At 49.5% G+C, this 21,656-nt stretch carries 33 protein-coding genes and 1 pseudogene; 27 read left to right on the forward strand and 7 right to left on the reverse strand.

Annotated features, from left to right (window positions below):
• Nucleotides 1-100: 100 nt before the first annotated feature.
• A complete protein-coding gene (locus Pla110_RS21175) occupies nucleotides 101-316 on the forward strand; it encodes a hypothetical protein (protein ID WP_144998989.1) in 216 nt (71 codons plus the stop codon).
• A gap of 267 nt (nucleotides 317-583) precedes the next feature.
• Here the strand turns inward: Pla110_RS21175 and Pla110_RS21180 are convergent, their stop codons facing one another.
• Nucleotides 584-892 (reverse strand): helix-turn-helix domain-containing protein, encoded by a 309-nt coding sequence (locus Pla110_RS21180; RefSeq protein ID WP_144998991.1) that lies wholly within the window; start codon nucleotides 890-892, stop codon nucleotides 584-586.
• A gap of 410 nt (nucleotides 893-1,302) precedes the next feature.
• Between Pla110_RS21180 and Pla110_RS21185 the strand changes: the two genes are divergently transcribed.
• Nucleotides 1,303-1,551 carry a helix-turn-helix domain-containing protein gene (locus tag Pla110_RS21185; protein ID WP_144998993.1) on the forward strand — a complete coding sequence of 83 codons (249 nt, stop codon included), beginning with the start codon at nucleotides 1,303-1,305 and terminating at the stop codon, nucleotides 1,549-1,551.
• A 5-nt stretch (nucleotides 1,552-1,556) separates the two neighbouring features.
• On the opposite strand, the gene Pla110_RS21190 is transcribed toward Pla110_RS21185, so the two are convergent.
• Nucleotides 1,557-2,549: a tyrosine-type recombinase/integrase gene (locus tag Pla110_RS21190; protein ID WP_144998995.1), complete on the reverse strand. Its 993-nt coding sequence runs from the start codon at nucleotides 2,547-2,549 to the stop codon at nucleotides 1,557-1,559.
• A 602-nt stretch (nucleotides 2,550-3,151) separates the two neighbouring features.
• Here Pla110_RS21190 and Pla110_RS21195 point away from each other — a divergent pair.
• The 17 genes from Pla110_RS21195 to Pla110_RS21270 all read left to right on the forward strand — a co-directional run bounded on the left by Pla110_RS21195 (nucleotide 3,152) and on the right by Pla110_RS21270 (nucleotide 11,644).
• Nucleotides 3,152-3,376 carry a helix-turn-helix domain-containing protein gene (locus tag Pla110_RS21195; protein WP_144998997.1) on the forward strand — a complete coding sequence of 75 codons (225 nt, stop codon included), beginning with the start codon at nucleotides 3,152-3,154 and terminating at the stop codon, nucleotides 3,374-3,376.
• A gap of 87 nt (nucleotides 3,377-3,463) precedes the next feature.
• Nucleotides 3,464-3,823 (forward strand): hypothetical protein, encoded by a 360-nt coding sequence (locus tag Pla110_RS21200; RefSeq protein WP_144998999.1) that lies wholly within the window; start codon nucleotides 3,464-3,466, stop codon nucleotides 3,821-3,823.
• A 114-nt stretch (nucleotides 3,824-3,937) separates the two neighbouring features.
• On the forward strand, nucleotides 3,938-4,345 hold the full coding sequence (locus tag Pla110_RS21205) for a LexA family protein (RefSeq protein ID WP_144999001.1): 408 nt from the start codon (nucleotides 3,938-3,940) through the stop codon (nucleotides 4,343-4,345).
• An 89-nt stretch (nucleotides 4,346-4,434) separates the two neighbouring features.
• On the forward strand, nucleotides 4,435-4,614 hold the full coding sequence (csrA, locus tag Pla110_RS21210; RefSeq protein ID WP_144999003.1) for a carbon storage regulator CsrA: 180 nt from the start codon (nucleotides 4,435-4,437) through the stop codon (nucleotides 4,612-4,614).
• Nucleotides 4,611-5,372: a ParB/RepB/Spo0J family partition protein gene (locus Pla110_RS21215; RefSeq protein WP_144999005.1), complete on the forward strand. Its 762-nt coding sequence runs from the start codon at nucleotides 4,611-4,613 to the stop codon at nucleotides 5,370-5,372. Before csrA ends, Pla110_RS21215 begins: the two co-directional genes overlap by 4 nt.
• Nucleotides 5,373-5,446: 74 nt before the next feature.
• On the forward strand, nucleotides 5,447-5,890 hold the full coding sequence (locus Pla110_RS21220; protein WP_144999007.1) for a hypothetical protein: 444 nt from the start codon (nucleotides 5,447-5,449) through the stop codon (nucleotides 5,888-5,890).
• A 50-nt stretch (nucleotides 5,891-5,940) separates the two neighbouring features.
• Nucleotides 5,941-6,477 (forward strand): HD domain-containing protein, encoded by a 537-nt coding sequence (locus tag Pla110_RS21225; protein WP_144999009.1) that lies wholly within the window; start codon nucleotides 5,941-5,943, stop codon nucleotides 6,475-6,477.
• A gap of 79 nt (nucleotides 6,478-6,556) precedes the next feature.
• Nucleotides 6,557-7,603, forward strand: coding sequence for a hypothetical protein (locus Pla110_RS21230; RefSeq protein WP_144999011.1), 1,047 nt, complete (start codon nucleotides 6,557-6,559; stop codon nucleotides 7,601-7,603).
• A gap of 9 nt (nucleotides 7,604-7,612) precedes the next feature.
• Nucleotides 7,613-7,846, forward strand: coding sequence for a hypothetical protein (locus tag Pla110_RS22785; RefSeq protein WP_231742731.1), 234 nt, complete (start codon nucleotides 7,613-7,615; stop codon nucleotides 7,844-7,846).
• A gap of 27 nt (nucleotides 7,847-7,873) precedes the next feature.
• A complete protein-coding gene (locus tag Pla110_RS21235) occupies nucleotides 7,874-8,218 on the forward strand; it encodes a nucleoside triphosphate pyrophosphohydrolase family protein (RefSeq protein WP_144999807.1) in 345 nt (114 codons plus the stop codon).
• Nucleotides 8,218-8,550, forward strand: a complete 333-nt coding sequence (locus Pla110_RS21240) for a putative PDDEXK endonuclease (protein ID WP_144999013.1) — start codon at nucleotides 8,218-8,220, stop codon at nucleotides 8,548-8,550. The genes Pla110_RS21235 and Pla110_RS21240 overlap by 1 nt, the downstream gene beginning before the upstream one ends.
• Nucleotides 8,551-8,884: 334 nt before the next feature.
• Nucleotides 8,885-9,091, forward strand: coding sequence for a hypothetical protein (locus Pla110_RS21245; protein ID WP_144999015.1), 207 nt, complete (start codon nucleotides 8,885-8,887; stop codon nucleotides 9,089-9,091).
• A gap of 168 nt (nucleotides 9,092-9,259) precedes the next feature.
• The gene (locus tag Pla110_RS21250) at nucleotides 9,260-9,544 is read left to right on the forward strand and encodes a hypothetical protein (RefSeq protein WP_144999017.1); all 285 of its coding nucleotides are present in this window, start codon (nucleotides 9,260-9,262) and stop codon (nucleotides 9,542-9,544) included.
• 98 nt (nucleotides 9,545-9,642) lie between these two features.
• Nucleotides 9,643-9,849 (forward strand): hypothetical protein, encoded by a 207-nt coding sequence (locus Pla110_RS21255; RefSeq protein WP_144999019.1) that lies wholly within the window; start codon nucleotides 9,643-9,645, stop codon nucleotides 9,847-9,849.
• Nucleotides 9,850-9,891: 42 nt separating this feature from the next.
• Complete coding sequence (locus tag Pla110_RS21260) at nucleotides 9,892-10,101, forward strand: hypothetical protein (protein WP_144999021.1); 210 nt, start codon at nucleotides 9,892-9,894, stop codon at nucleotides 10,099-10,101.
• Nucleotides 10,102-10,167: 66 nt separating this feature from the next.
• Nucleotides 10,168-10,347: a hypothetical protein gene (locus Pla110_RS21265; RefSeq protein ID WP_144999023.1), complete on the forward strand. Its 180-nt coding sequence runs from the start codon at nucleotides 10,168-10,170 to the stop codon at nucleotides 10,345-10,347.
• Between the two features lie 874 nt (nucleotides 10,348-11,221).
• Nucleotides 11,222-11,644 (forward strand): hypothetical protein, encoded by a 423-nt coding sequence (locus tag Pla110_RS21270; protein WP_144999025.1) that lies wholly within the window; start codon nucleotides 11,222-11,224, stop codon nucleotides 11,642-11,644.
• A gap of 623 nt (nucleotides 11,645-12,267) precedes the next feature.
• On the opposite strand, the gene Pla110_RS21275 is transcribed toward Pla110_RS21270, so the two are convergent.
• Complete coding sequence (locus Pla110_RS21275) at nucleotides 12,268-12,663, reverse strand: PilZ domain-containing protein (RefSeq protein ID WP_144999027.1); 396 nt, start codon at nucleotides 12,661-12,663, stop codon at nucleotides 12,268-12,270.
• A 295-nt stretch (nucleotides 12,664-12,958) separates the two neighbouring features.
• Here Pla110_RS21275 and Pla110_RS21280 point away from each other — a divergent pair, with 295 nt between their 5' ends.
• Nucleotides 12,959-13,246 carry a hypothetical protein gene (locus Pla110_RS21280; protein ID WP_144999029.1) on the forward strand — a complete coding sequence of 96 codons (288 nt, stop codon included), beginning with the start codon at nucleotides 12,959-12,961 and terminating at the stop codon, nucleotides 13,244-13,246.
• A 290-nt stretch (nucleotides 13,247-13,536) separates the two neighbouring features.
• A complete protein-coding gene (locus Pla110_RS21285) occupies nucleotides 13,537-13,830 on the forward strand; it encodes a cyclic-phosphate processing receiver domain-containing protein (protein WP_144999031.1) in 294 nt (97 codons plus the stop codon).
• Nucleotides 13,831-13,837: 7 nt separating this feature from the next.
• Here the strand turns inward: Pla110_RS21285 and Pla110_RS21290 are convergent, their stop codons facing one another.
• Both Pla110_RS21290 and Pla110_RS21295 read right to left on the reverse strand, forming a co-directional pair.
• Entirely contained in the window at nucleotides 13,838-14,098 is a 261-nt protein-coding gene (locus tag Pla110_RS21290) for a hypothetical protein (RefSeq protein WP_144999033.1), read from the reverse strand.
• A gap of 111 nt (nucleotides 14,099-14,209) precedes the next feature.
• Complete coding sequence (locus Pla110_RS21295) at nucleotides 14,210-14,545, reverse strand: hypothetical protein (protein ID WP_144999035.1); 336 nt, start codon at nucleotides 14,543-14,545, stop codon at nucleotides 14,210-14,212.
• A 363-nt stretch (nucleotides 14,546-14,908) separates the two neighbouring features.
• Here Pla110_RS21295 and Pla110_RS22945 point away from each other — a divergent pair, with 363 nt between their 5' ends.
• Nucleotides 14,909-15,127 carry a hypothetical protein gene (locus tag Pla110_RS22945; RefSeq protein ID WP_231742734.1) on the forward strand — a complete coding sequence of 73 codons (219 nt, stop codon included), beginning with the start codon at nucleotides 14,909-14,911 and terminating at the stop codon, nucleotides 15,125-15,127.
• A gap of 15 nt (nucleotides 15,128-15,142) precedes the next feature.
• Here the strand turns inward: Pla110_RS22945 and Pla110_RS23230 are convergent.
• Nucleotides 15,143-15,256, reverse strand: a pseudogene (locus Pla110_RS23230) (helix-turn-helix domain-containing protein); the annotation flags it as partial.
• Between the two features lies 1 nt (nucleotide 15,257).
• The gene (locus Pla110_RS21305; protein WP_144999039.1) at nucleotides 15,258-16,631 is read right to left on the reverse strand and encodes a PIN domain-containing protein; all 1,374 of its coding nucleotides are present in this window, start codon (nucleotides 16,629-16,631) and stop codon (nucleotides 15,258-15,260) included.
• A gap of 488 nt (nucleotides 16,632-17,119) precedes the next feature.
• Here Pla110_RS21305 and Pla110_RS21310 point away from each other — a divergent pair, with 488 nt between their 5' ends.
• The 5 genes from Pla110_RS21310 to Pla110_RS21330 all read left to right on the forward strand — a co-directional run bounded on the left by Pla110_RS21310 (nucleotide 17,120) and on the right by Pla110_RS21330 (nucleotide 21,615).
• Nucleotides 17,120-17,443, forward strand: a complete 324-nt coding sequence (locus tag Pla110_RS21310) for a hypothetical protein (protein ID WP_144999041.1) — start codon at nucleotides 17,120-17,122, stop codon at nucleotides 17,441-17,443.
• The gene (locus Pla110_RS21315; protein WP_144999043.1) at nucleotides 17,443-19,191 is read left to right on the forward strand and encodes a S1 family peptidase; all 1,749 of its coding nucleotides are present in this window, start codon (nucleotides 17,443-17,445) and stop codon (nucleotides 19,189-19,191) included. Before Pla110_RS21310 ends, Pla110_RS21315 begins: the two co-directional genes overlap by 1 nt.
• Before the next feature lie 124 nt (nucleotides 19,192-19,315).
• Nucleotides 19,316-19,540, forward strand: a complete 225-nt coding sequence (locus Pla110_RS21320) for a hypothetical protein (protein WP_144999045.1) — start codon at nucleotides 19,316-19,318, stop codon at nucleotides 19,538-19,540.
• A gap of 3 nt (nucleotides 19,541-19,543) precedes the next feature.
• Nucleotides 19,544-20,542, forward strand: a complete 999-nt coding sequence (locus Pla110_RS21325) for a hypothetical protein (RefSeq protein WP_144999047.1) — start codon at nucleotides 19,544-19,546, stop codon at nucleotides 20,540-20,542.
• Nucleotides 20,542-21,615 carry a hypothetical protein gene (locus Pla110_RS21330; RefSeq protein WP_144999049.1) on the forward strand — a complete coding sequence of 358 codons (1,074 nt, stop codon included), beginning with the start codon at nucleotides 20,542-20,544 and terminating at the stop codon, nucleotides 21,613-21,615. Before Pla110_RS21325 ends, Pla110_RS21330 begins: the two co-directional genes overlap by 1 nt.
• Nucleotides 21,616-21,656 lie beyond the last annotated feature (41 nt).

The following is a 21,656-nucleotide window of genomic DNA, read 5'->3' on the forward strand; positions in this document are numbered from 1 at the left end:
CTTTATCAAACTCAGCACACAAACCGGCTTCGAACTCGAGGCCGGTCTTTTTATGCGCTGAGAAAACAATCTAACTCTCTTTTTACAATGGAATAAACCCATGACACAGACTGAACTGATTCATGAGATCGCTCGACATACGGGTGAATCCCAACGCACGATTTCTAACCGTGGTTTTACGCTGCTTGTTCCAGAGTTACCTGAGGACAACGATCGGGAACCATTCGTTGTTGACTGGGACAGAACACAGGCAAGTCGCCAGATACCACTCACACTGTACCGCTCAAGCAGGATTCTGAATCCTGAATGGGCTTGATAAAGGAGACGTCTTCAGTTGCTTGATTTGATCATACTTTGTGTAGGTGCTTATGTCGCTTACGGGATCATCCAGGAGATTCACAGTTCCTCAACTACGTCCTCTAAACGCCCGCAACATCGCCCTCGATGTCCGTGTGGCCGACGAAGGCGGTAATCCTCCAAGGCCCTCCCGAACGTTTCGGAAGGGCCTTTTTTTAGCTATTAGAAACAGATAACTACCATTCACGTAATTTCAGATAATGAATTTGCAAACGTTTGCAAATTCTCACTGAGATGGTGGCGGTAAATCATTAAACCGGGGGAGGCTCATCATTAAATGGTAAGCCTCATCGGTCCTCCTTAAAGGAGGACGACCAAGCGGTCCCGTCGAGACGGTTCGATTCATCTCGAACTCCTCCGCATCACTCATGCGGATACGAAATCGAGGACGACCTGATTGTGGATTTGAAGAAAAGTCCATCGCTTTTAATTCGCCGGAGCGAATCCAACGGATGATCTTTTCCGGCTTAACGCCCCAGAGACGGGCCAACTGCGGAGGTGTGATGAAGTGATCTTCGTCGTTTTGTTTATTCATAATTATCAATCCAATCTTGAATTACTTCATCATAACACAAGATTGAAGTTGGGAGTCTAAACGAGACCAAGTGGTCGCAAGCAGACTGTTGTCGAACAGTTCAAGAAGTGATCCGTTGATCGAGTAGGATGACCAACATTGATTGTTTTAAATCTCTAAAAATTGATTAGAGCCAAATTTTATTTGAAAATTTCCTCTCGATCAACATCCTTTGTTTTATGTGTTATTTCGGAAACTTTGAGTTTGAATAAGCATAGCGTTACTTAAAGCTTGTCTTCACGTCACACAAGATTTCGAGACTGATATAAAATCGACTATTGATGAAGAATGTCTACTGGATTTTGTAAAGAAGCCTTCCTCCATTTCACTTCCGAACTATCAATCTATCTTTTTCCAATGTGGGAGAAACAATGCTATATACGGTACAAGAAGCTGCCGAAAAATTGAGCCTGAGTCCGGCCTGTGTTTACAACATGGTAAACACAGGCACGATTCCCCATCGACGAATCGGCGAGAAGAGAACAACAATTCGGTTTACCGAAGAAGACCTGGAGACCTATCTCGAAAGCTGTCGTCACGGCACGGTCGAGAGCATGCCTGAACAAAGCAAGCCGCGCCGCAGTACGGCACGGCCTGTTTTAAAGCACCTGAAGTTCTGAAAAGATCACGAAGCGTTTTGCAACTGCTGTCTCAAAAATGTCGGGTTCTGAGAAAGGTGCTGATAGACCTTGCCTAACATCGTAGTGTCCCGATGGCCCATTAACTGTGCCACTGTGATTCCATCGACACCTTTTTCAAGCATCCGTGTGGCGAAAGAGTGTCGGAAGTTGTAGAGACAGAGCTTCTCTCCTGTTTTCTTCTGGATCCTGTTGAAGCGGCAGTTCACCGCTGTCGGCTTCCAGGGATTACTCTCTGTGTTTCGCAACAGATTCCCTTCCGGATGCAGAAGTCGATAACGCTCGCTGATTTCCCAGGCAACTTCATTCAAGTAGATAACACGAACTTGCTTTTTCCCTTTCGCTTCTTCGCGAGGGAAGACCCAGCGTCGATTCTGCAAATCAATGTGGCGAGCTTCGACCCGTAGTAACTCCTGCGGTCGTGCTCCCGTCTCCCAAGCGAGCGTCAGTAGGTCGCGAAACTCCTGATCTTTTACCAGAGACAGAATGTGAGCGTACTCCTCATCCTTCAGGATACGCTCGCGGCGGCCTCCCGGTGGTTTCTCCAGATGCATGATCGGATTTTGATCAATATGACCAGATTTGAGTGCCCAGTTGAACGCCCGTTTAATGGTGGTTATCAGTCCACGCCGATGTCCGTCGGACCAGGTTGGGTTGGAGTCAACCCACCGCTGCACGTGAAAAGGTTTGAGCTGATGCACCAGCAGATCGGGGTGCATGGACAAAAAGGCCTGCAATCGTTCCCGGTAATAGACAAACGTGGCCTCGGAGCGATTGTGGAGAGTCCACTCCAGAAACTGGTCACAAATGAACGCAACCGAGTGGCAGTCGACTTCGACTCGCGGAAATTGGGCCATCAGCTCGTGATACTTCTGGAACGCGAGCGTTTCGTCCTGAGCGAGACGGTATTGTTTTCCGCGAATCTGGACGTACCAAGTCTGGCGGTCCTTGCGGAAGAAGGGCTTAGGTTGACGGGGCATTAAAAAACCTCCCAGCTAAAGGAAACAAAAACGTACAGCTGGAAGCCGAGAGGCTTTCGAACTCCCCGGTCAGCTCTAACTGATCGGGGAGTCTTCTATTGTATCCGCAGGTTGCAAACTCTGACAAATAAGTCTGACAAACGGGTAATAAAAAAGCACCAAACGTCGTAAGTCGTTTGGTGCCATAGTGGAGGCGCAGGGACTTGAACCCTGGACCTACGGATTAAAAGTTAGGTTTCGAGTGTTTGCTCACGTTGAATCATACCGGGGCAAATAGAACGCTATAGGCGTAGAGTCTACTCGTCAGCCTCCGACTTGCTTAGTCAGGTCGCGCCACATTGACAGTTTCCGTTGCGCTTCCGTTGCGCCTCGACAGAAAAAGACGGTTCAAGAACGTGCGACGTGCTGTGACCAGAAACAAAATTAAAAAAGCGGAAAGTTTTTCAACCGCATTCAACCCTGTTTCAACCGCACTCAACCCGGTTTCAACCGCATTGAGAATAACGACCATTCTGGCGTGAATCGAACCCTCCGTCGTGCTCTTTTCTGATCTGAAATTGTGTGTATAAATTGCTCATCGTTAATCAAACGAGGAGTTAACAATGAGCACAACAAGTATGAAAACACCTGAGGAAATACATGGCTATGAGTTTGGCTGTGAAGGTGTGGTTCCAATCAAAGAGGCCGCAAAGATAATTGGGGCCAGTCTTCACACAGTTCGTCGTCGAGTCGATGAAGAACAGCTTCGAATGGGGAAGGATGGATCTCGCAGAACGGTCATCTGTCGCCGCTCAATTCGCGAATACTTACGTTCTATTGAAGTCTAAAACATATCGACGCCTGGCTGGCGGTTTACCTACCTACGAAGACCCAGGCCGCTGGCCAGGCTCCAAAGCATTTCATCGAGCAAAAACATGACGGAACAAATCATCAAGTACACCTGCCGATATCGAATGGATAGCGGAAGCACTAAATACTTTGAGCATTTGCTCTTTCAGGTCGATCAATTCGAGGATCATTTTCCGGAAGGCGAAGAGCCGCCTGAACTCAAAGAGCTAAAAGAAATCATCCTTAAATCACCGGGAAAACTGTCCTGGTGGAAAACACGAGTCCGCGAAGGAATCAGTTGGGTGGAATTAATTCCGACACCGTTATTCAATCGCTACTTGAGAAAACTCAGAAGCTATTCCCCCTCGCGCGGCAACCTTGACACCATGTCGGTGAAGGACGCCGGAGCCCATTCGCAGGATGCGAGCGAGGGGCGGTCTCCTTGACGGCGCACCCGGGAGGTTACCGAGCAGGCCTCCCGGGTGTTTGATTTCGCTGATTTGAAAAACAACCACTACCTTCTGCGCCCTCCGTGCGCGCTGTTCAGGAGCAAAACGAGCATGAGTATTGAATCACTAACACCAAGACAAAAAGAGATTTTCGATTTCATCGTCGACTACAAGGCTGAGAAGCAAAGCAGTCCTTCGTTCCGGGAGATCGGTAAACGGTTCGGTATCGGATCCCCTAATGGCGTGGCCTGTCATCTGAATGCACTGGAGAAGAAAGGGCTCATTACACGCTTCCCAGGCGAAGCTCGCGGAATCAAGGTCAACGTCGATCTGCCTGAAAACAAATCCCCAATACTTGAAGCCCTGGATAAAGGGTTTGCCGTCCACATCTCCAACGGACGGAAGGGATTCATCGCCTCGTTAAGTCGGATGAACCCGAATGAGCCTGCCGTTATTGCTTTCGGCGACACGTTCAGAAACTGCATCGCCGACATCGCTGAAAAGCTCAAGCCATTTTGACCAGCCCGGTCGGTCGTGTTTGTTACACCCTTCTCCATGGGTCCTCTGGCCGGCCGGGTTTTTAAATCACCTTACTGAAAGGAATCAGCATGTTAGTTCTGTCACGCAAAAAGGATGAGGTCATTCGAATCGGTGACAACATCACCTTAATGGTGGTCGATATTCGTGGCGACAAAGTCCGCCTGGGAATCTCTGCCCCGAAGGACGTCACTATTCATCGCGAAGAAGTTTACCAGGCAATCCAGGATCAAGAAGGAGAGGCAACGTGAGTCCGATAGACGCCTACAAATTCTCACAGGCAATAATCCCTTTAAGCGACATCACGACTGACGCGGGGACGCAGATGCGTGAATCGCTCAATCAGGAAGCGATTGCTGACTACGCCGCCGCGATGAAACGGGGGATCAAGTTTCCGGCCATTGTATGTCTGTTCGATGGCTCCACCTATTTTCTGGTGGATGGGTTTCATCGGTACTGGGCGGCGAAAGAGGCCAAGATGAGCCAGGTCGACATGCTCGTTGCTGATGGTTCCTTGCGGGATGCCATGCTGCTGGCCGCGTTGGTCAATCAGGAACATGGTGTCCGTCGAACCAATGCAGATAAACGCAACGCGGTGTACCACGTGCTCACTCATGACGACTACCGGGAAACTTCCAGCCGTGAGATTGCCTTACTTACTGGGGTCTCTCACACATTCGTGGACAAGATCAAAAAGAAGCTGGACCCGGCAACGTTGCCACCCGAAGAGATTCCCCCCGAACCCAAATCGATTGTCAAGAATACGCCTCGGGAGCATGCAGACCCGGAAGCGGAAACCCGCCCGGTCTCTTCGAAGACGAAAGCCAAAACCAACAACAGCAAAGAACCGGATCCCGAAGAGGGAGATCGCAAGCTATTGAATATCCGGAATGAGCTGCTGGCCTCTGTACGTGGGGTTATTGAACCCGAAACCGATGAGGTCCGCAAAGCGTCTGGCTACGTTCTGATCGAAATCGGGGAATCCCTGCTCGAAGGCGAGGACATCTAAACCAAAAGGATTTCGCTACCCGGCCAGGGACGGCCATTTTTTTACAAACATTAACTGTTCAGGAGTTATTGACGATGGCATCGAAAAACATTCTCACCCATGGTGATCTGCTCAAAGCGGGCAATCACGTTGCACAGAACATCCCCGCCATTGAGGAGATGAAAAACTATCGCGACCTGTCTGAATTCCTCACGGAAAAGATGGATCGAGAGATCAGCGTAAATAACGCGAAATCGATTCTCGCGGCGGTGCAGGAATCAGGCGTCGAGATTCACGCCTTCGGTCAGCAGAAGCCCGGAGAGACGGCCAGTGACGAGATGATGCGTGAGCTGATCAAGTCCAATCAGAACCTCATGAAGTCGAATTACGCCCTGATGGACACCCTAAAAAAACTGTTTCCTCAGCCCGCCCCTAAACAGGTCAACGCGGAAGAGTACGCAGCTTTTCTTAACGGTGAGCCGAAAGAGCCGGGCGTGTTGCCTGGAATTCTCACCACATCAGATCCATGCGTTTCTTAAAGAGGTTCTCACCTCATTGGTAAATCACACTTCCCTATCAAGGAAACCTGATGATGGTCACTGCTGTCGATCGATGCCACATTATCACGCGATCAGGTCATTTAGTGGACCTGTTTCACATGCAGCCCGAAGACATTCGTCTGGAGGACGTCGCTCACTCACTGGCCATGAAATGTCGGTTCAATGGGCATAGTCCCGAGTTCTATTCGGTGGCTCAACACAGCGTCATTGTCTCCATGAATTCGAAGTTCCCTCAAGCAGCTTTATTGCATGATGCCGCTGAGGCTTACTTGACGGATATGGTCCGGCCGCTCAAGCGTCATTTCCCAGAGCTTATCGAAATGGAAACGAGAATGCTCCAGGTGATCGCTGAGCGATTTGACGTCCCTTATGAAGAGATCATGTCGGAGGAAGTGCGGGAGTGGGATGACCGCGTGCTGGTGGCGGAATACGAAGACTTTTTCGGAGCCCGTCCACCAGGCATGGAGCAAGTCGAGCGGCTGGGTGTCGACTCCATCATCCCGCTCCCGCCCAAGACAGCCAAGGCGTTGTTTCTCACGAAGGCGGATTTTCTCGGCCTGTCTTGATTCCCAATTGTTTCCACGTTCGTTCCGCAATGGCTCGGAAGATTTACAGAACAGAGTAAGAAAAGGAGTGGTGTTTCTGATGGCTGGTAACTGGATCAAAGTGAACTGCGACTTAGCGACGACGCCCGAAGTACTGATGATGGCGGATCAACTCGACAGTGATGAAGACATGATCGTCGGCAAACTGATTCGTCTGTGGTCCTGGTTCGACACGCATACCGAGGACGGCAGCTGCGAAAAGATTTCCGTCAAGTTCATTGACCGTCATGTCCGCCTGGAAGGTTTTGCTAAAGCCATGATGGAAGCGGGTTGGCTCTGTGAAAACAAGGGTATTGTCAGCCTCCCGAGCTGGGAAGAACACAATGGCGAGACCGCGAAACGACGCGCCAAAGACAACAAACGGAAGGGTCAGAAATCGCCCGCCTCCAAGAAGAATCCGAAGTCGGTCCAGAATGATTCCGAAAACATTCCAGACGAACGCGGAAACATCGCGGAAGAAATGAAGAACAGAATAGAGGAGAATAGAATAGATAAGAATAAAGAAGAGAAGAATAAAAAACCTGCTGCTGCACCTCAAAGGAGCTCTCGACAGCCGGACGAATATCCGCCCCCAACCTGGGAGCAGGTGCAGCAGCAGCTTATTGATTTTGGGGTTCAGGCGGTTAACCCGCTGGTGAAACAGGCACGGGAATCTTACACGCCCGCCCAGGCCATTGCCGTGATCGGCTACGCCCAACTGCACAAGTTCGCCCCCAACCTGCTGTACTCGCGGATGATTAACACTCCCGGGAAATCTCCCCTCGAACATGGCTGGCCCCAATCGAAAAAGCCGACCGCATTCACAGAGCATCGCTACGCCGCCCAGCAACGAGCACAGGAAGCTTCGAAGGCCCAAGCCGACCGAGAGGAAGCGGAGAAAAAACAAAAGCATCAGGCGCAACGTGAGAGGCTGGAAGAGCAATTCGGGAAACAGTTGGACTCCATGTCCGAAGAGACCCGCAATGACTTGCTTTCCAAGAGCCATCGACACGATCTGATCAAGTACATGACACCCGACATCAGACGCTTCAATCAACTCACTGCGTTGTTCGAGCTTTCCAAGAATCAAGCCGCCGCTTCACGCTGATCCTCGGTCGTGAAATCAATCTCCTGGCAACGTTGCCACCAACCCCACCAACAACCGGAAGGCCAAAAGATGCATCTCAGTTTTTATTTGATTTTCATATCGGTGATCGCCGTCGGGGCTTTTGTTCGAACGTTCTGGGTTGAGCGGGCGTGTGACGAGCGGATCGACAAAATCGTCAAGGAAATTTACCAACTCGAAAACCAGATCGCCGGAAACCCGCGACCTCAACAGGAGAAAACATAAGTGATTGAAGTCAACCGAAACATGACGATGGATGAACTCGTGAAAACGATCCATGAAATTCACGCGAACTGGTGGATTGATCTGGAAACAGGAAAACGCAAAGAACGCAACGTAGGTGAATTGCTTTGCCTGGTACACAGCGAGATCAGTGAAGGGATGGAGGGTCATCGCAAAAACCTGATGGACGATCACCTTCCCCATCGTTCCATGATCGAGGTCGAGCTGGCCGATGCGTTGATTCGCATTATGGATATTGCTGGTGGGCTGAACCTGGATCTTCCAGGGGCAGTCATTGAGAAGCTGATTTACAACCAGCAACGGGCAGATCACAAACTCGAAAAACGCCGCAAAGAAGGCGGGAAAGCGTACTGATGTCAATCAACAGCAGAGCCAAGGGCAAGCGTGCAGAACTCGCACTGAAGAACGAACTAAACGTCATTTTTGGAACTGACTGCCGACGTGGTCAACAGTTTTGCGGAGCCAGTGGTGATGCTGATGTAGTGGGGATTGAAGGTGTCCATATCGAGTGCAAGCACGTTGAGGCTCTCAATATTTTCGAGGCCATGAAGCAAGCTGAGCGAGACGCCAGGAGTGGCGACACTCCTATCGTCTGTCACACCAAGAATCACAAGCCTTGGCTAGTGACATTGAACCTGGATGAACTGCCTGACCTGGTCAGGAAGCTTGCTCCGTTTGTGGATTAGTGGTGCTTATTAAACAACGAAGCAAAGACCTGGTTATGTCCTAAAACTCAACCTGAAAGAGAGTGTAACGGGGACCGCACTTATGAACCGGACGTTTCTCGCTGTGTGAGGCAGAAGAGGATCGGACCAAGTAGCCCCCTGCAAAGGCAGTATTTAACTACCTCATATTGGGAGGATGGAACAATGTGAACTGCACCTACGGTTAGTGGTTTCCCGCTCTTAAAACCTACGTGCTGGTGCGAGGCCAGTCAGAGGCCACTGTGGATGGCTCGACCGGGTGAGAGGCCCGGATTTATTTACCGAACGAATAGGAAGGATAGAGAGATGGCTTACTGTGAAACATGCTCACGGGGTCTTAAGCGATGGCAAAGTGAAGGGCAATGCACTAGCTGCTCGGATGAGTACGAAAGCGAAGACTGTGTCCGTTGTCCGCATTGCGGCGAAAAGAGGCACGTTGAGCCTGAGTGCTTTGAAAACATCGGCGACGAACAATGCCACGAGTGCGGCCATGAATTCGCAGTGGAGATTGAGTACACCGTAACCTTGACTAGCCCACCCCGGATCAAGAAAGAGGTGCAATCATGAGTGCGGCTTCGGATGGGCAAGCAATCCATACGTGTGGGCCGTGTCTTTCAAGGTGATCGAGGTTAAGAACTAACTCGGTCGGAACGTATCTAACACTTATTCAACAACGGAAACGGAGAAACCAATGGTTCAACTGAACATCAAAAAACCAGTCTCAGTGGAAGCGAAAACACTGAAGGTTCACCTCAAAGTTCGCGACGAAATGGGGTTCTCCATTGAGGATCAGGACGGCAAGGAAATCTTCGACCGCGAAGATGGATACGTGCCGGACTTTTTTCCTGGCGAGCACTACGGCGACTACCTGATTCTGGACATTGATATCGACACCGGCAAGATCACCAACTGGGAAGTCCCGTCAGCGGACGATCTCCAGAAGTTGATTAATGGTGATGATGATGACGACGAGTAAATGATGTTTATCTTCCGGGTGCAATTCGATCTGAGTGAATTGTATTTCGGGGGACTTTTATACAACTGGCAACGTTGCCACTAACGGAGGAATGAAGGATGTCTGGAAACACAAGTAGCGCCTCTGGCGGAATCGGAGTATTTGGTTTGCTGGGTGTGGTGTTTGTCACGCTCAAGCTGTGCGACGTGATTGACTGGTCATGGTGGTGGGTGACTGCTCCGCTCTGGGGGCCGTTCGCATTCGGCCTATCAGTTATGTTCGTGGCGTTTATCGCTTATTGCGGTTACCGACTTGTTCGCGGGTGATGAATAAACGGTAGGTACTTAACAACGGGAGGAGAACGAAAAGTGAGAAGTGAATACAGAGGCTGGCTGAAAGATGGACTCGATTTTGAACTGCCCGAAGGCGGGTACATGGTCTACGCAAGTCGCCGAAAAAGTTTCAATGAACGCGAGAAGATTACGGAGGTGTCTGGCCGTGACCTCGATTCTTTGATCGAATTCCTGATTGGTTGCCGGGAGCGGATCAATCTGAACGACGCTCCGACGGATGAATAAATAAAGGTGAGTAATCTTCCTGGCAACGTTTCCAACAATTAAACATTCAAACAAGTGAGGTGAGTTATGGCTACTTTTATCAAACTAACGGAAAGCTGCGGCGATCCGCTGATCATTAACTCTGAAGTGGTTGCGTACGTTGACGTTGACGACGATGGGGATAGCCGAGTCTACAAAATCGGAGACGATGAGCCGTGGATGGTCACGGAAGATGTTTTAGACATTATCTCACAGCTCGGTATCTGAAGACCAGCGACAGATACCGGTAACTTATTCAACGAAGGAGGGAAATTGCTGATGTACTTGATTGATTCTTTATGTCCATCCGGCGGGATGGGTGGGCACGGGTTTACGATCCATCTGTCTCCTGAATTCCGGGATGCGGTTAAATCAAGCGGAATCGGCCAGCCACAAGTCGATCACGTACTGAAAAATTACGGTGACGAATGGGCGTCGAAATGCGGGCTGCTGCATAGGTACGACCCTAATAGGCGCCGACTGAGTCATAGGTTTGTCTCGTCGGGCACGATCCCGTCTGATGAGGCAAGTTGTCATCACGGCATTACTATTAGATGGGGCGAATGGGGACCGGAACATATCACAGTCCCCGGTAATGCCTGCGGGCTTGACATCGACTCATGCCCTTCAGTTTACAGGGGTGGGAGAATTCTTCTACCTCACAATGTCGATCACTGGGGGCAGGTGAACTTGCTGTTGATTGTCTTTTGTTGGTTCGCCCATTCAGTTGCGCTGCAGAATAGTGTCAACGACGAATAAAGTGCATGTATTCAACATGGAAGGGATGAGATGCAGTATTTCAAAAATGTAGTTTGCCCGGAGTGTGGTATCCGTACTTTGCTTGACGGGAATGATCACGACTGCCAGTTCTCGAAAAACATACGGGATTCATCTGATGCTCAGGACTCCTTGATTCAAACATCAGTTGGGATGATCTTATCAGTCAGTGAAGTCGTCGAGCAATCTTTCAGGATTCTCTATCCTGACAAGCCTGTCAACAACTTGGCGCCCTCGTTCATGTGTAATGGGGACAGGTCTATCGAGGATGCACTGAGGCGGGCCAGAAGAATGATGACCAGTGAATAACAGGGACTTCTTTTACATGACCATAAAACGAATGACGCGAAATGGCCTCGTCAAATCTGACTTTCCAAAAGGGGAGCCAGTCCGCTTTGAGGCGATTATCGACAGCGGTTGCGGCTGGGAATTCGACGCACCGCTGCACTTCTGCAAGCCGTTTCATCGGTACTGCATCGTCACGAGCGTGTGCAACGCGACCATTGAGGACAGGATCGAGCGGTTTATGATCGACCTGGACATCCACGGTTACGTGGAAGGGGATCACGATACCTGGCCGTATGACAACGCTCAATACATCAAGGGTCTGTTTTATCGTGCCAGAAAAGCCAAGGTACGTCGGGGGGTCTCCTACTTCGCATGTGACGTGATCGTGCGGAAGTGGGGAAACGAAGACGAATGCGTCGAATACGACGTGGAATGGGTCGCGACGAACGACGACGAATAACTATAACTGCCGGATATTTACCGGCGAGAAAGGGGAAGATTATGGATTGGCAACCGTATTCGTTAGTTACAGATCGGGCCTACATAGCAAAAGCTGACGGCATCGTGTTCCTCATGGTCCGAACAGAAGTTGGGTATAACTGTAGGGACACAGTTTATATCACCGTCATCCCGACAGATGGTGTTGAGCGAACGAATTACCAACGATCAACAGTTCGTGCAGACTTTGCCAAGGCCAGAGAGTATTGTTCGCGGTATTCGGAAGTGTGGAACGCCATTCAAGAACAGAAGCGAAAATTTCCAACATTGGGGCCAATGGTGTTCCCAACAGGTAAATAAACTGCCGGTATATGTGCAAGGAGATGGGTAAGATCAACCTGATTGAACAGATCAAAGATACCGACGAAATGATCCGCCGATTAGAACTGACACAATCAGCTAATCTTGTCCGTGAGTTATTGCAGGCAAACATCGATTCACTCAAGAAAAGGAGGAGCAAGTTGTGGGCTGAGTACCTGGGAGGAGATGTGGCTCTGGTGTTCAGCCAGATATTCGCCTCCACCACTACATCTCGTATCACCTGGTTGTACCGACAAATCTCAACCAATGCGATGATCGCTACAATTAGATGGAGGCGCGTTCGAGAAGTTTGGCGCCGTATTCCCAGAAGTTGTTGTGAACCTTGCGCGATCGGACGATCTCAGCGAGGAACCATAACTGTCCCTCTTGGAGGGGATCGAGGCACAGGAGATATTTGCCGTTCTCAAGGTAATTGTGGTAGAGAAAACCGACGCCACCGCGTGAGAGATTACGTGACCAGACAGTAAAGCTGGTGTTTTCTGCTGCTTCGCCTGCCCGACTCTCTGAATCCGCCGAGAAAACTGTCATTCTAGTTCGATACGAGACTCGTGGATATTCTCGTTTCTGACTGTGATGACCACGCATTTTGTCACTCCAGCGGTCAAGCATGTCCAAGATTTCGATGGCTGTCTTATCTAAAAGTATTGGCGATTCATCCATGGATTTCCTTTACAAACTCAGCAAGTCAGATCCCAAGAAGTGTGGATTGTGAGAAGCCAACTATTGAGACGAATGTCTATTTAAAGAGAGGTATTTACCTCGGAAATTTACAGGATCAACAAAAGGACGTCAAGGTCTTATTATTTAAGTGAGATCTAGCTCGATCAGAATTGCAGATAAGTCATTCTCAAAATCAACTTTTAAAAATCTCAATGTTCGTTGAGGATTATGTCCCAGATTCAGACGACTTGTCTGCGGATGTTGAATAACTATCGCATACATGCAGGAGGTAACTATGGGGAGAGCTTACAACATGTACGGTGAAGAAATCGAGATCCATCAAAAGTGCAGGTGTCTTGTCGGGCCGAAGCAGGAGGGCGAGCCACCGAAGGACGGGAATCAAATATGGGCCAAATTCTCATGGTCAGAACAAGCCGTCATTGTGCGGTGGGATAGCGACATTCAGAGTTACGAAGGAACTCAAGGGTGCTGGATGGAGGAGAGTCGCCACTACTGGCACTATGACCCCGATTGGTGGGCACCGATCAACTGGGAAGCGATTAACGGAAAGGACGGTGGATAATGAGAGAATGATTAGCTGGCTGGCTGATTGCCTTGGGGATGAAGCTGGTAAACAAAGAAAAGCATGTGACTGTAACAATTTCAGATCGCGATGTTTCTTATGATGTCGCGTGGTACTTAAACAGAATGGATAGCGTAAATGAATACAAAGTCGATCAAGACGGTCAGGAAGTCTCAGCCCAAACCTAAATCTTGCAAGGGTGGTGGTTGGGTTCAGCGACTTGGGAAATGGTCTCGGTGTAGGTGCATTAACTGCTGGATGTAAACCAGCAACGGAAAGGACGGTGAGAAGTGAAAGTCTACCTGGATGACGAACGACCAACACCGGACGGGTGGGTCTCCGCAAGATGGCCGGAAGACGTGATTTCGCTTTTGAAATCAGGACGTGTTACTCACATCAGTCTCGATCATGACCTCGGTGACGATAAGCACGGAACGGGGTATGACGTGCTGAAGTGGATAGAGCGTGAAGTCGCGACAGCCAGTTTCGACCCGCCGGAAATCAGCATCCATACAAGTAACGTCTCTGCACGACAGAAGATGCAGCTTGCCGTGAGTAGCATCAAGCGTTTCACAGGTAAATAAGTTTCATTTATTCTGGGCCGAGATCAACGATTCCGTTTTTGATCATAATTTTCATCACGTGAATAAGCATTTCACTCTTGTCGTCAGGACTTATGTCGAACATCGCGTAGGGGAAATCGTCATTGTCTGTCAAAAAATTCGAATGATAAATACTCTCGACACTTGCCTTTTTAAGCATTTCGTCAAATTCAAATGCATCACGCTGGGGGATTAATACTTTTCTCTCATCAAGTAAACGTAGGCGATAAGTCACAAAGTCGTCTGCCATGATATTTCTTCAGTTTTAATTATTGGGAGCTAAAAGTGACCAAAAAGCCCCGCCTTTCGGCGAGCCCAGAGTTCCTGAGTTTTCGGCTTCTCTAGGTACATGTGCTGATAATTAGATGAAAGTAGGTTCGCAGATTAACAGCTCCAATTCCTGATCTGATAACGGAGGGTCGTTGCTGATGGAAAAGTCAGGCCTTAGTTGTTGGTATTCCTTAACATCCTGTTTGAAGGCGTTGATAAATCTTTCGTGTTCGCTTTCTCCATGTTCTTTGACAGAGTCGGACAAATGGCCAATCGCCGCAGAAAGAAGGTTATAACCACATTCGTCTGGTTGTCTTGGGTCTTTTGCTCCCGGAGGTGTCGAGATAATTGCATACGGGAATTTGAAAAGAACTCCAGCAAAACGCTTGGCACCTTGGCAATATTCGTCTGCAAAATAACTGAACATCAACGCGTGTTGCGAAAGGGGCAGATTCTCCCTGTGTGACAAAACTTCTTTGTGAATCTCGGAGAAATTCGGTTTGCTGTTTCCGGGTGACGAGACAAGCTCAAGGAAAGCTCGAGAATTCGAGTTAATTATGCCCGACAGTTCCTGGTGGAACGCCAGGGGGCTAATCTCTCGATTAAAACAATTGAGACAAACAGCGACTGCACAGCGGGGTGAGATACTTTCGATCTCTTTGAAATCAGACATGGCAATTCCTTCCGTGAATTTATAGTTACATCCTGAGACATGAAGTTATTATAACACACGCCCCTTTATGTAGTACAAGAACTATTTTTAGAAATATCCTGTAAGAGACTGGCGAGGATGAGCATGAATGAAGAGAAGTCACCGTTCTTGATGAAGGGGCTCTTTTGCTTTCTGGGGATGCTGGCCATTGTCATGGCGTTGATGATTGGGGCCTTCTGGGTTGGGTACTTTTCCGGAAGAGAAGAAGCGCGGCGTGAGGCCGAGGATGCTGGTGCCGGGGGCTATAACGACGATGGCAACGGCGGCGTCACTTGGGAATGGCACGGCGCGTTTTAAAGATTCGCCGAGACAGGCGTTATAGACCTGGCGAGCTGCCTCAAACCGCGCACGGAGTTTCTTTGCCTGCTTCCCCGTGGGAAGGACTTCCAGTTCCGTGATAAAGGATTTGGTCGATGCGCGTGCCATTTTATTCTTTGTTGGTAAGTACTCTTCTTAGAACGAGGTTTATTTCCTGAACAATTACCTCCGAACGAAACAGATCCTGCTGAACAGCTATCATTATCTTTTCAAACGCTACTGAATTAGCCATATCTTCTATCTCTTGTGCACTGAGTTCTTTAATATTAAACAGAATTTTTTGTAAGGAGATTTGCGCTACACTTAAACGAACATCATCAATCAGCTCGCCAGCATCTGAATTGCGTATGCGATTTATTAGGCCATTCATTTTGAGAACTGCATGCCTGAATTGATTGCTCGTCATGACATCAATGAACTGCTGGGTATCTTTAGGCAGTTTTTGAATCTTCTTGCAGTAACTCAATAGTTCTAGGCCTGTTGCAAGATCATCGATGTTGAATTCAGTGATCTGCGAATGGAGTCTAGAATCATTTATATGCTTAGCCTGTCCAATGACTTCATCTTCGGCTCCTCTTATCTCCAAAAACGACTCGTAATTCACCATCTGAAAGTGGCAGTGGCATCGCGAGTAGAACTCATATGTGAGCTCCTCTCGGGCACCCAGGCTGGCATCTTGAGCTTTGATCGTCCAGTCCAATTTCACATCATTAGAAACAAATACTATGTTCTTTTTTTCTATTTCTCCTATTTGAAGTATTGTTTTCCAGATGATTAAATCACCAACACCATCGTCAATTTTTCCTTTATCTTTGAAGCCGGGCGGAATACTGTGACGTATTCTCCAGTCCAAGTCTGCTTGGATCGCCTTACCCGGTTCCTCACAGTCTATGATGTTTTCTCTATCAAAGGTATTTGCAAACAGATCGCTTACCTGATCTTTCCAGTCCCAATTCACTAACTGATCTCTGATCTTGATCAAAATACTCTTGAAATTCTCGACTTCCTTAGAGTAATTATTTCGTAGTTCTTTGCATTTTTCGCGGCTCTTCAGTAATTCTGCATACTCTTTCATGTGCTCAAGCATGGGAACATTTAAATTTGGAACCGACTTCACGTCATCGATCCCTGGTAGACCTGAGATTTCGTTATATATTTGGTCATATACCTTTATCAATCTATCCTGCCGGTGTCGCGCATATTCACGAGCGACCATTGCTGGAATGAAAATCCGGTTTTCTTTTTTTAAATTCGAGAAGATTTCCCTAATTTTATTTATCGATTTCTTTCCGAACAGATGTGTGTCCAATAAAACGTTGGCGTCCAAAACGAAAAGGCAATCTTCATTCAACTCCGTAAGATGTTTCGCTCTGTGCTGAAAGACGCTCTGCGCATCTGGGAACACTTGGTTGAGATAAAACAAGTCGTTTCCCTTAGACGATTTAAACGTTGTGAGGTCTGATTTCTCTGGAGTATTCGTCATTGAGTCTGTCCGTAGAGATGTACGTGAATCAATTGTCAGCAAAACACGGGGAGCGGCAGTTGTGAGTTATCCGAATACTTGCGGATATATAAGCATAGCCATTCAACCAGAAAATCTAAACCATATGGGTGTGGTAAAAGGTATTGATAGTGACTTTTCCGTCTAGATGAGAGTTAACTCCGCCAAATGCAAGCGACGATCTATTAATCGAGTCATGTCGTCACTCTTTAGTATTTGTTAATCGATGAGATGCGGACGAATCAGGATCTGATCTTCTAAATAGTTATTGACAATCAGATCTGATCCGGTAAAGTTGCAAGCGTAACAAACCAATGTAGAGGACCCTTAGGGGAAATCCGCATTGGTTTTTTGCATTGGTAGACAACATGTCTGCAGTTAATAACACAATCTATAGCCCGGCCAGTGCGCGTTCCTGAACAACGCGTATTGGTGCGGGCTTTTTTCGTTCGTTGAGTTTGGGAAGTGTGATGGCCGCTGAAAGCGATATTGAAGCACGAATGCGGCAAATTGGTGATCGGGTTACGACTGCCGAAGGGGAGATACGCCGGCTCGATGAACGGGAAACCAATCGACATGCGGTGGCTCAGGGCACGATTGATCGTCACGAGAGACGCATCGACGAGCATGAAGTCTGGCTGGATGGGGACAACCAATACCCGGGTATCAAATCGGACTTGTCGAATCTTAAAAGTCAAATGCAAAAACTTTGGTGGATGCTGGGAGCCTTCTTCGCGGCGATGGCGACGGCGGTTGTTGGTGTCCTCGTTCAAAACTTTTCAGGAGGTGACTAATGAGGTCATCAGAGCATTCAAAAGAGTTGGCCGGGAACGGTCGTTTTATTGTTTTCAGTGTGGTGGGCGTCATTCTGATTCTGGCGTTGGCGGTGGCTCACGCTAAGGCGGGGCCGCCTGATCCGTGGGTTCGAATGACCAAGCCAAGTGGCTGCAGTGGTGTTGTGTTTGCCGCTTCTAAGGAAAACGGAATCTGGTTACAGACCTGTCGGCATTGTGTGACCGAAAAACAGGTCGTCTCTTTCCGCTTCTTCAAAGATGGGCAGGCGAGTCCCCCTGTCGATGGCGTGTGCGTTGCGCATCACCATACGGCTGATATTGCGATTTGCTGGGTGGATGCCTCGCAGCTTCCAGAGCTACCTCAATTTGTGGAAGTGATCAAACCGAAGGATGGATTACGAGTCGGACAGACGGTGTATACGGTGGGGAGTTTTGCGGGGGGGACGACTGCTCCAGCTTTACAGAAGACGGTGATTCGTTCCATCGAAAACAACGGATACGATATCACGCTCGATGAAGGTTGCTGGCACGGTCATTCGGGTGGGCCGGTAGTGACGGTCGAATCGGAAGGAGCCCCGCCGAAGCTGGTCGGGCCGGTCTGGGGATTCCGGGGACAGAAGCCGGGGGTTTCCCTGGTGACAGGACCGGAAGCGATGCATGACCTACTGGCTGAGGTACGCAGGCAGGCTCAATTCTCTGTGCTCGACAACGTGGAGCGTACAGAAGACTCCACTTCCGCCATTGAACGCCCTCGGCTCTATGTGTACGGCAATACGCCTGCCTTTGATGCCAAGGTCACCTCCAGCAACCTGAACCAGTTCTTTGAGCTGGTCTATACCGATCAGAGTTACGTCGCTTCCGCGAAATCGCCGGTGGTGTGGTGGACCGACAAGCGGGGAAAGGTGAGGTATCACGAATCGGCTGATGACGTGGAACACCTGGTACGGTCTTACAACATGACGGTGGATGAACAGGCTCAATGCCCGAATGGGTATTGCCAGCCTCAGCAGCCGATCCAGCCACAAGTGCAATTGCCATCACTCCCGGTGGAAGGTTGGGGTTCGAAGTGGCAGGGGCTCACGAATCCGACTCCCCCACCACCGACGACGCAACCTGTGATTCCTGATACGACCGAAGCTGATCGATTGCGACGGGAACTGATGGAGGCACAAAAGGATTTGCGCGACGCGGAACGGGAGCGGGATGACCTGAAAGCGAATCTGGACGAACATCGAGAACAATCGTTTGAGGATCGACAGGATCTCGAAGTAGCAAAGCGGGAACTGAAGCGAGTGGAATCCGAACTCGATGACCTGGAAAAACTCCGAGTGAAACAAGACACCCGCATTGAGGGGCTTGAAGAGGATAATGAATCGCTTGAAGAACAATTAATGGAATCAAAAAAGGTCCCCCCTCCCCTGCAAACGGATAGTTCTTCACTCGCTGGGGCAGAAGCGAGCGGAAACTTATCGACATTGGAAACCGCTTCCCAGAAGGTTCAGAAGCACAAGGAGGAACAGCGGGAAATGCTGTCGACCGCCAAAGTGTTGTCGACCGTGGGTGTCGATCCGGAAGTGCTGGAAGAAGTCCCCCAGAAGATCGATGAAGCGGTGAGCCTATGGGTCTGGTTCCGGGATCACTGGCTGGAGGCGTTGATTGCTTTAGTGCTGTTGATTGTCGGCGGCAATAAGGGAGTCAACGTGGTCGCTGAGAAAAAGGCGGCGGCCAAGATTCCGGCAAAAACATAAGGGCTGAGTTGATGAGCGGGCTGCGAGAAATCTTGTCTTCGCTGGGATTGTTTGTCGTGGGCGTGATGCTTTGGCTCACGTTCGCGATTTTGATTCATTACTGGATTGGAGAGGGAATTTGATCATGGGAATTGTGGTCTTTATTGTGCTTTCGATTCCGCTGGCGGTGATGGTCACTGTCTGCAGGAACGTGGCCTTGAGGAATGAAGAACTGAAGATCGAAAACGGGCAACTTCGCGTCGCCCTGAAGCCGTTTGCTGATTATCACGAAGCGGGCCAGCCTGGCCATTACACCATCAGCAAGCGGGTGTTTGAAGATGCTCACGAAGTGCTCAGCCTTAAGGAGTGACGATTGGCGACTGAATCGCTGACAATCAATTCGAATGTCAACACGCTGTGGAGTGTTTACGATTACACCAACATCACAGCTTCTGGCGGTGGCACGGCCATTGCTAACCGGTTAGATGATAACAAGGGCCAGCAGTGGAGCACGTCTGCTCCAGTGGCTGAAGGAACCGTAACGCAGGTCGATATTGATGTTCGGCATTACTGGGATGACGATGCAGAGAATGTTGTCAAACCCATCGAAGTAAAGATTCGGATCGGCGGTGTTTGGAGTTCGGCACAGACGATCAACACGAGTGCCAGCGGCTATGCTTACACGATGGCCACCTTCACTGGTTCATGGCCCAGCGAAGGATTTATTGACTTTGCGTTTGAGATTAAGCCGGGGTCAATTAGCAACTCGGAGTCTTATTTTGTAGATCACGTCGTTGCACCACTCCTGACCTACACCGCCTACGGGGAACACACGAAAAAGGTTTTCGGGTTAGGCGAATCAGACAACACTGTTGGAACCATCGCGTGGAACTCACCGACCAACATCTACACCAGCAACGACCTGTTTGCAGCAGCTCCCGGACTCGGTACGGCAACACTCAGCGAATACTTGAAAGCAACCACGTTGGGCTACGCACTGGCCGGAAAAACGATTCTGGGGATTCAATTGGTCCTCGAACGGCAAACGAACATTGCCACGATGATCGACAATTCGATCCGACTTTGTAAAGCGGGGACGCCGGTCGGTGACGACAAAGCGACAACGACCCCTTGGCGAAATGGGGCTGACCGATTCGACATCTACGGGGGGCCTGCTGACCTGTGGGGCACGACCTGGGCTATCGACGACATCAACAACAGCGGATTCGGGGCGTTAATTTCCGCCAAGACAATAGCGGGTAACGGGGTGGCTCGAGTCGATTACGGTTACTTCCGGATCTTCACTGAGGATGCTCCCCCTTCGTTCATTCCCGCATGGGCTGTTAACGCTAACAGAATGATAGGTGCGTAATGCCAAAGAAAAACACAGCCTTTTATTGCTCAGCAGAACTGATCAGTAAGACCGATGGCTCGCCAGTTGAGACAGGTACGACGACAGTTTACGTGCGCCAAGACAATGGCTCTCAGGCGACCTCTACCAACTCGGCAACCCATAAGGGAAACGGAGAGTGGGAAGTTTTGCTGACAGCAGCAGAGATGAACGGGAATGTCGTCAATGCGGTGTTTGTCAATTCAAGTGCGGTGAACACAAAGCTTCTGATTGAGACGACGACGAACACGACAGCGGATCTGGCGACAACGTTGGTTGATGTGCTCGCGGATACAGGAACAGACATCCCAGCGGCCATTGCTGCCCTGAACGACATCAGTGCGGAAGATGTTCGTACTGAGATCGACAGTAACTCCACTCAGTTGGCGTTGATTCTGGCTGATACAGGAACGGATATTCCCGCATTGATTGCAGCACTGAATGATCTCTCTACCAGTGATCTCACCACCGCACTGGGTGACATCACGACAGCCGTGGAGACCGACATTCCTGCACAGATCACCGCGTTGGATTCAGTCACTCCGGAAGCAGTGGTCACGGCGATGGAGGAGAGTGGAACAAAACTCTCACTGATCAAGATCGATACGACAGCGATCCTGGAAGATACAGCAACAACGATTCCAGACCTGTTCGATGACATCCCCTCATTGTCTGACTTCACTGCGGGAGTGGTCACTGTGGTGAGCCCTGTCACATCGACGGGACTGGTTGAATTGGAAGAGGGAGATGATTACCACGCTGACGAATCAAGGGCCTTGAACTTCATTCAGCCAGAGGGAGCATGGCCTGATCTAACAGGGGCATCCATTGTGTTACGTGCAGCGAAAGGACCAGCCCGCATCAGCAAGGCAGGCAGTGTCGTTCAGGCAACAGGAGCTGGGCAAAAAGTGCGAGTAGAACTGACGGCTGCGGACATCGGAAACACTACAGGCAAGGAGTGGGCTTACAAAGTCGCGGCCACATTGAGCAATGGCAGGACGGTCACCTTGAAACGGGGGAGGCTGGATGTGGTGGCCGACATTCCTGCCCCGTGACGGTGGTGTACATGACAGTGTACGGCGTGTCAAGATGGGTG

It is taken from the genome of Polystyrenella longa (assembly GCF_007750395.1).
Lineage (GTDB): Bacteria > Planctomycetota > Planctomycetia > Planctomycetales > Planctomycetaceae > Polystyrenella > Polystyrenella longa.

Coding starts and splice junctions, on each gene's coding strand:
- Pla110_RS21290 (WP_144999033.1), bottom strand. CDS start 14,098: ATGGCAGACGACTTTGTGACTTATCGCCTACGTTTACTTGATGAGAGA.
- Pla110_RS21310 (WP_144999041.1), top strand. CDS start 17,120: ATGGCCGCTGAAAGCGATATTGAAGCACGAATGCGGCAAATTGGTGAT.
- Pla110_RS21255 (WP_144999019.1), top strand. CDS start 9,643: ATGTCTGGAAACACAAGTAGCGCCTCTGGCGGAATCGGAGTATTTGGT.
- Pla110_RS21175 (WP_144998989.1), top strand. CDS start 101: ATGACACAGACTGAACTGATTCATGAGATCGCTCGACATACGGGTGAA.
- Pla110_RS21270 (WP_144999025.1), top strand. CDS start 11,222: ATGACCATAAAACGAATGACGCGAAATGGCCTCGTCAAATCTGACTTT.
- Pla110_RS21280 (WP_144999029.1), top strand. CDS start 12,959: ATGGGGAGAGCTTACAACATGTACGGTGAAGAAATCGAGATCCATCAA.
- Pla110_RS21275 (WP_144999027.1), bottom strand. CDS start 12,663: ATGGATGAATCGCCAATACTTTTAGATAAGACAGCCATCGAAATCTTG.
- Pla110_RS21330 (WP_144999049.1), top strand. CDS start 20,542: ATGCCAAAGAAAAACACAGCCTTTTATTGCTCAGCAGAACTGATCAGT.
- Pla110_RS21190 (WP_144998995.1), bottom strand. CDS start 2,549: ATGCCCCGTCAACCTAAGCCCTTCTTCCGCAAGGACCGCCAGACTTGG.
- Pla110_RS21315 (WP_144999043.1), top strand. CDS start 17,443: ATGAGGTCATCAGAGCATTCAAAAGAGTTGGCCGGGAACGGTCGTTTT.
- Pla110_RS21295 (WP_144999035.1), bottom strand. CDS start 14,545: ATGTTCAGTTATTTTGCAGACGAATATTGCCAAGGTGCCAAGCGTTTT.
- Pla110_RS21305 (WP_144999039.1), bottom strand. CDS start 16,631: ATGACGAATACTCCAGAGAAATCAGACCTCACAACGTTTAAATCGTCT.
- Pla110_RS21240 (WP_144999013.1), top strand. CDS start 8,218: ATGTCAATCAACAGCAGAGCCAAGGGCAAGCGTGCAGAACTCGCACTG.
- Pla110_RS21195 (WP_144998997.1), top strand. CDS start 3,152: ATGAGCACAACAAGTATGAAAACACCTGAGGAAATACATGGCTATGAG.
- Pla110_RS21235 (WP_144999807.1), top strand. CDS start 7,874: ATGGATGAACTCGTGAAAACGATCCATGAAATTCACGCGAACTGGTGG.
- Pla110_RS22945 (WP_231742734.1), top strand. CDS start 14,909: ATGAGCATGAATGAAGAGAAGTCACCGTTCTTGATGAAGGGGCTCTTT.
- Pla110_RS21320 (WP_144999045.1), top strand. CDS start 19,316: ATGGGAATTGTGGTCTTTATTGTGCTTTCGATTCCGCTGGCGGTGATG.
- Pla110_RS21185 (WP_144998993.1), top strand. CDS start 1,303: ATGCTATATACGGTACAAGAAGCTGCCGAAAAATTGAGCCTGAGTCCG.
- Pla110_RS21265 (WP_144999023.1), top strand. CDS start 10,168: ATGGCTACTTTTATCAAACTAACGGAAAGCTGCGGCGATCCGCTGATC.
- Pla110_RS21220 (WP_144999007.1), top strand. CDS start 5,447: ATGGCATCGAAAAACATTCTCACCCATGGTGATCTGCTCAAAGCGGGC.
- csrA (WP_144999003.1), top strand. CDS start 4,435: ATGTTAGTTCTGTCACGCAAAAAGGATGAGGTCATTCGAATCGGTGAC.
- Pla110_RS21200 (WP_144998999.1), top strand. CDS start 3,464: ATGACGGAACAAATCATCAAGTACACCTGCCGATATCGAATGGATAGC.
- Pla110_RS21250 (WP_144999017.1), top strand. CDS start 9,260: ATGGTTCAACTGAACATCAAAAAACCAGTCTCAGTGGAAGCGAAAACA.
- Pla110_RS21205 (WP_144999001.1), top strand. CDS start 3,938: ATGAGTATTGAATCACTAACACCAAGACAAAAAGAGATTTTCGATTTC.
- Pla110_RS21180 (WP_144998991.1), bottom strand. CDS start 892: ATGAATAAACAAAACGACGAAGATCACTTCATCACACCTCCGCAGTTG.
- Pla110_RS21230 (WP_144999011.1), top strand. CDS start 6,557: ATGGCTGGTAACTGGATCAAAGTGAACTGCGACTTAGCGACGACGCCC.
- Pla110_RS21225 (WP_144999009.1), top strand. CDS start 5,941: ATGATGGTCACTGCTGTCGATCGATGCCACATTATCACGCGATCAGGT.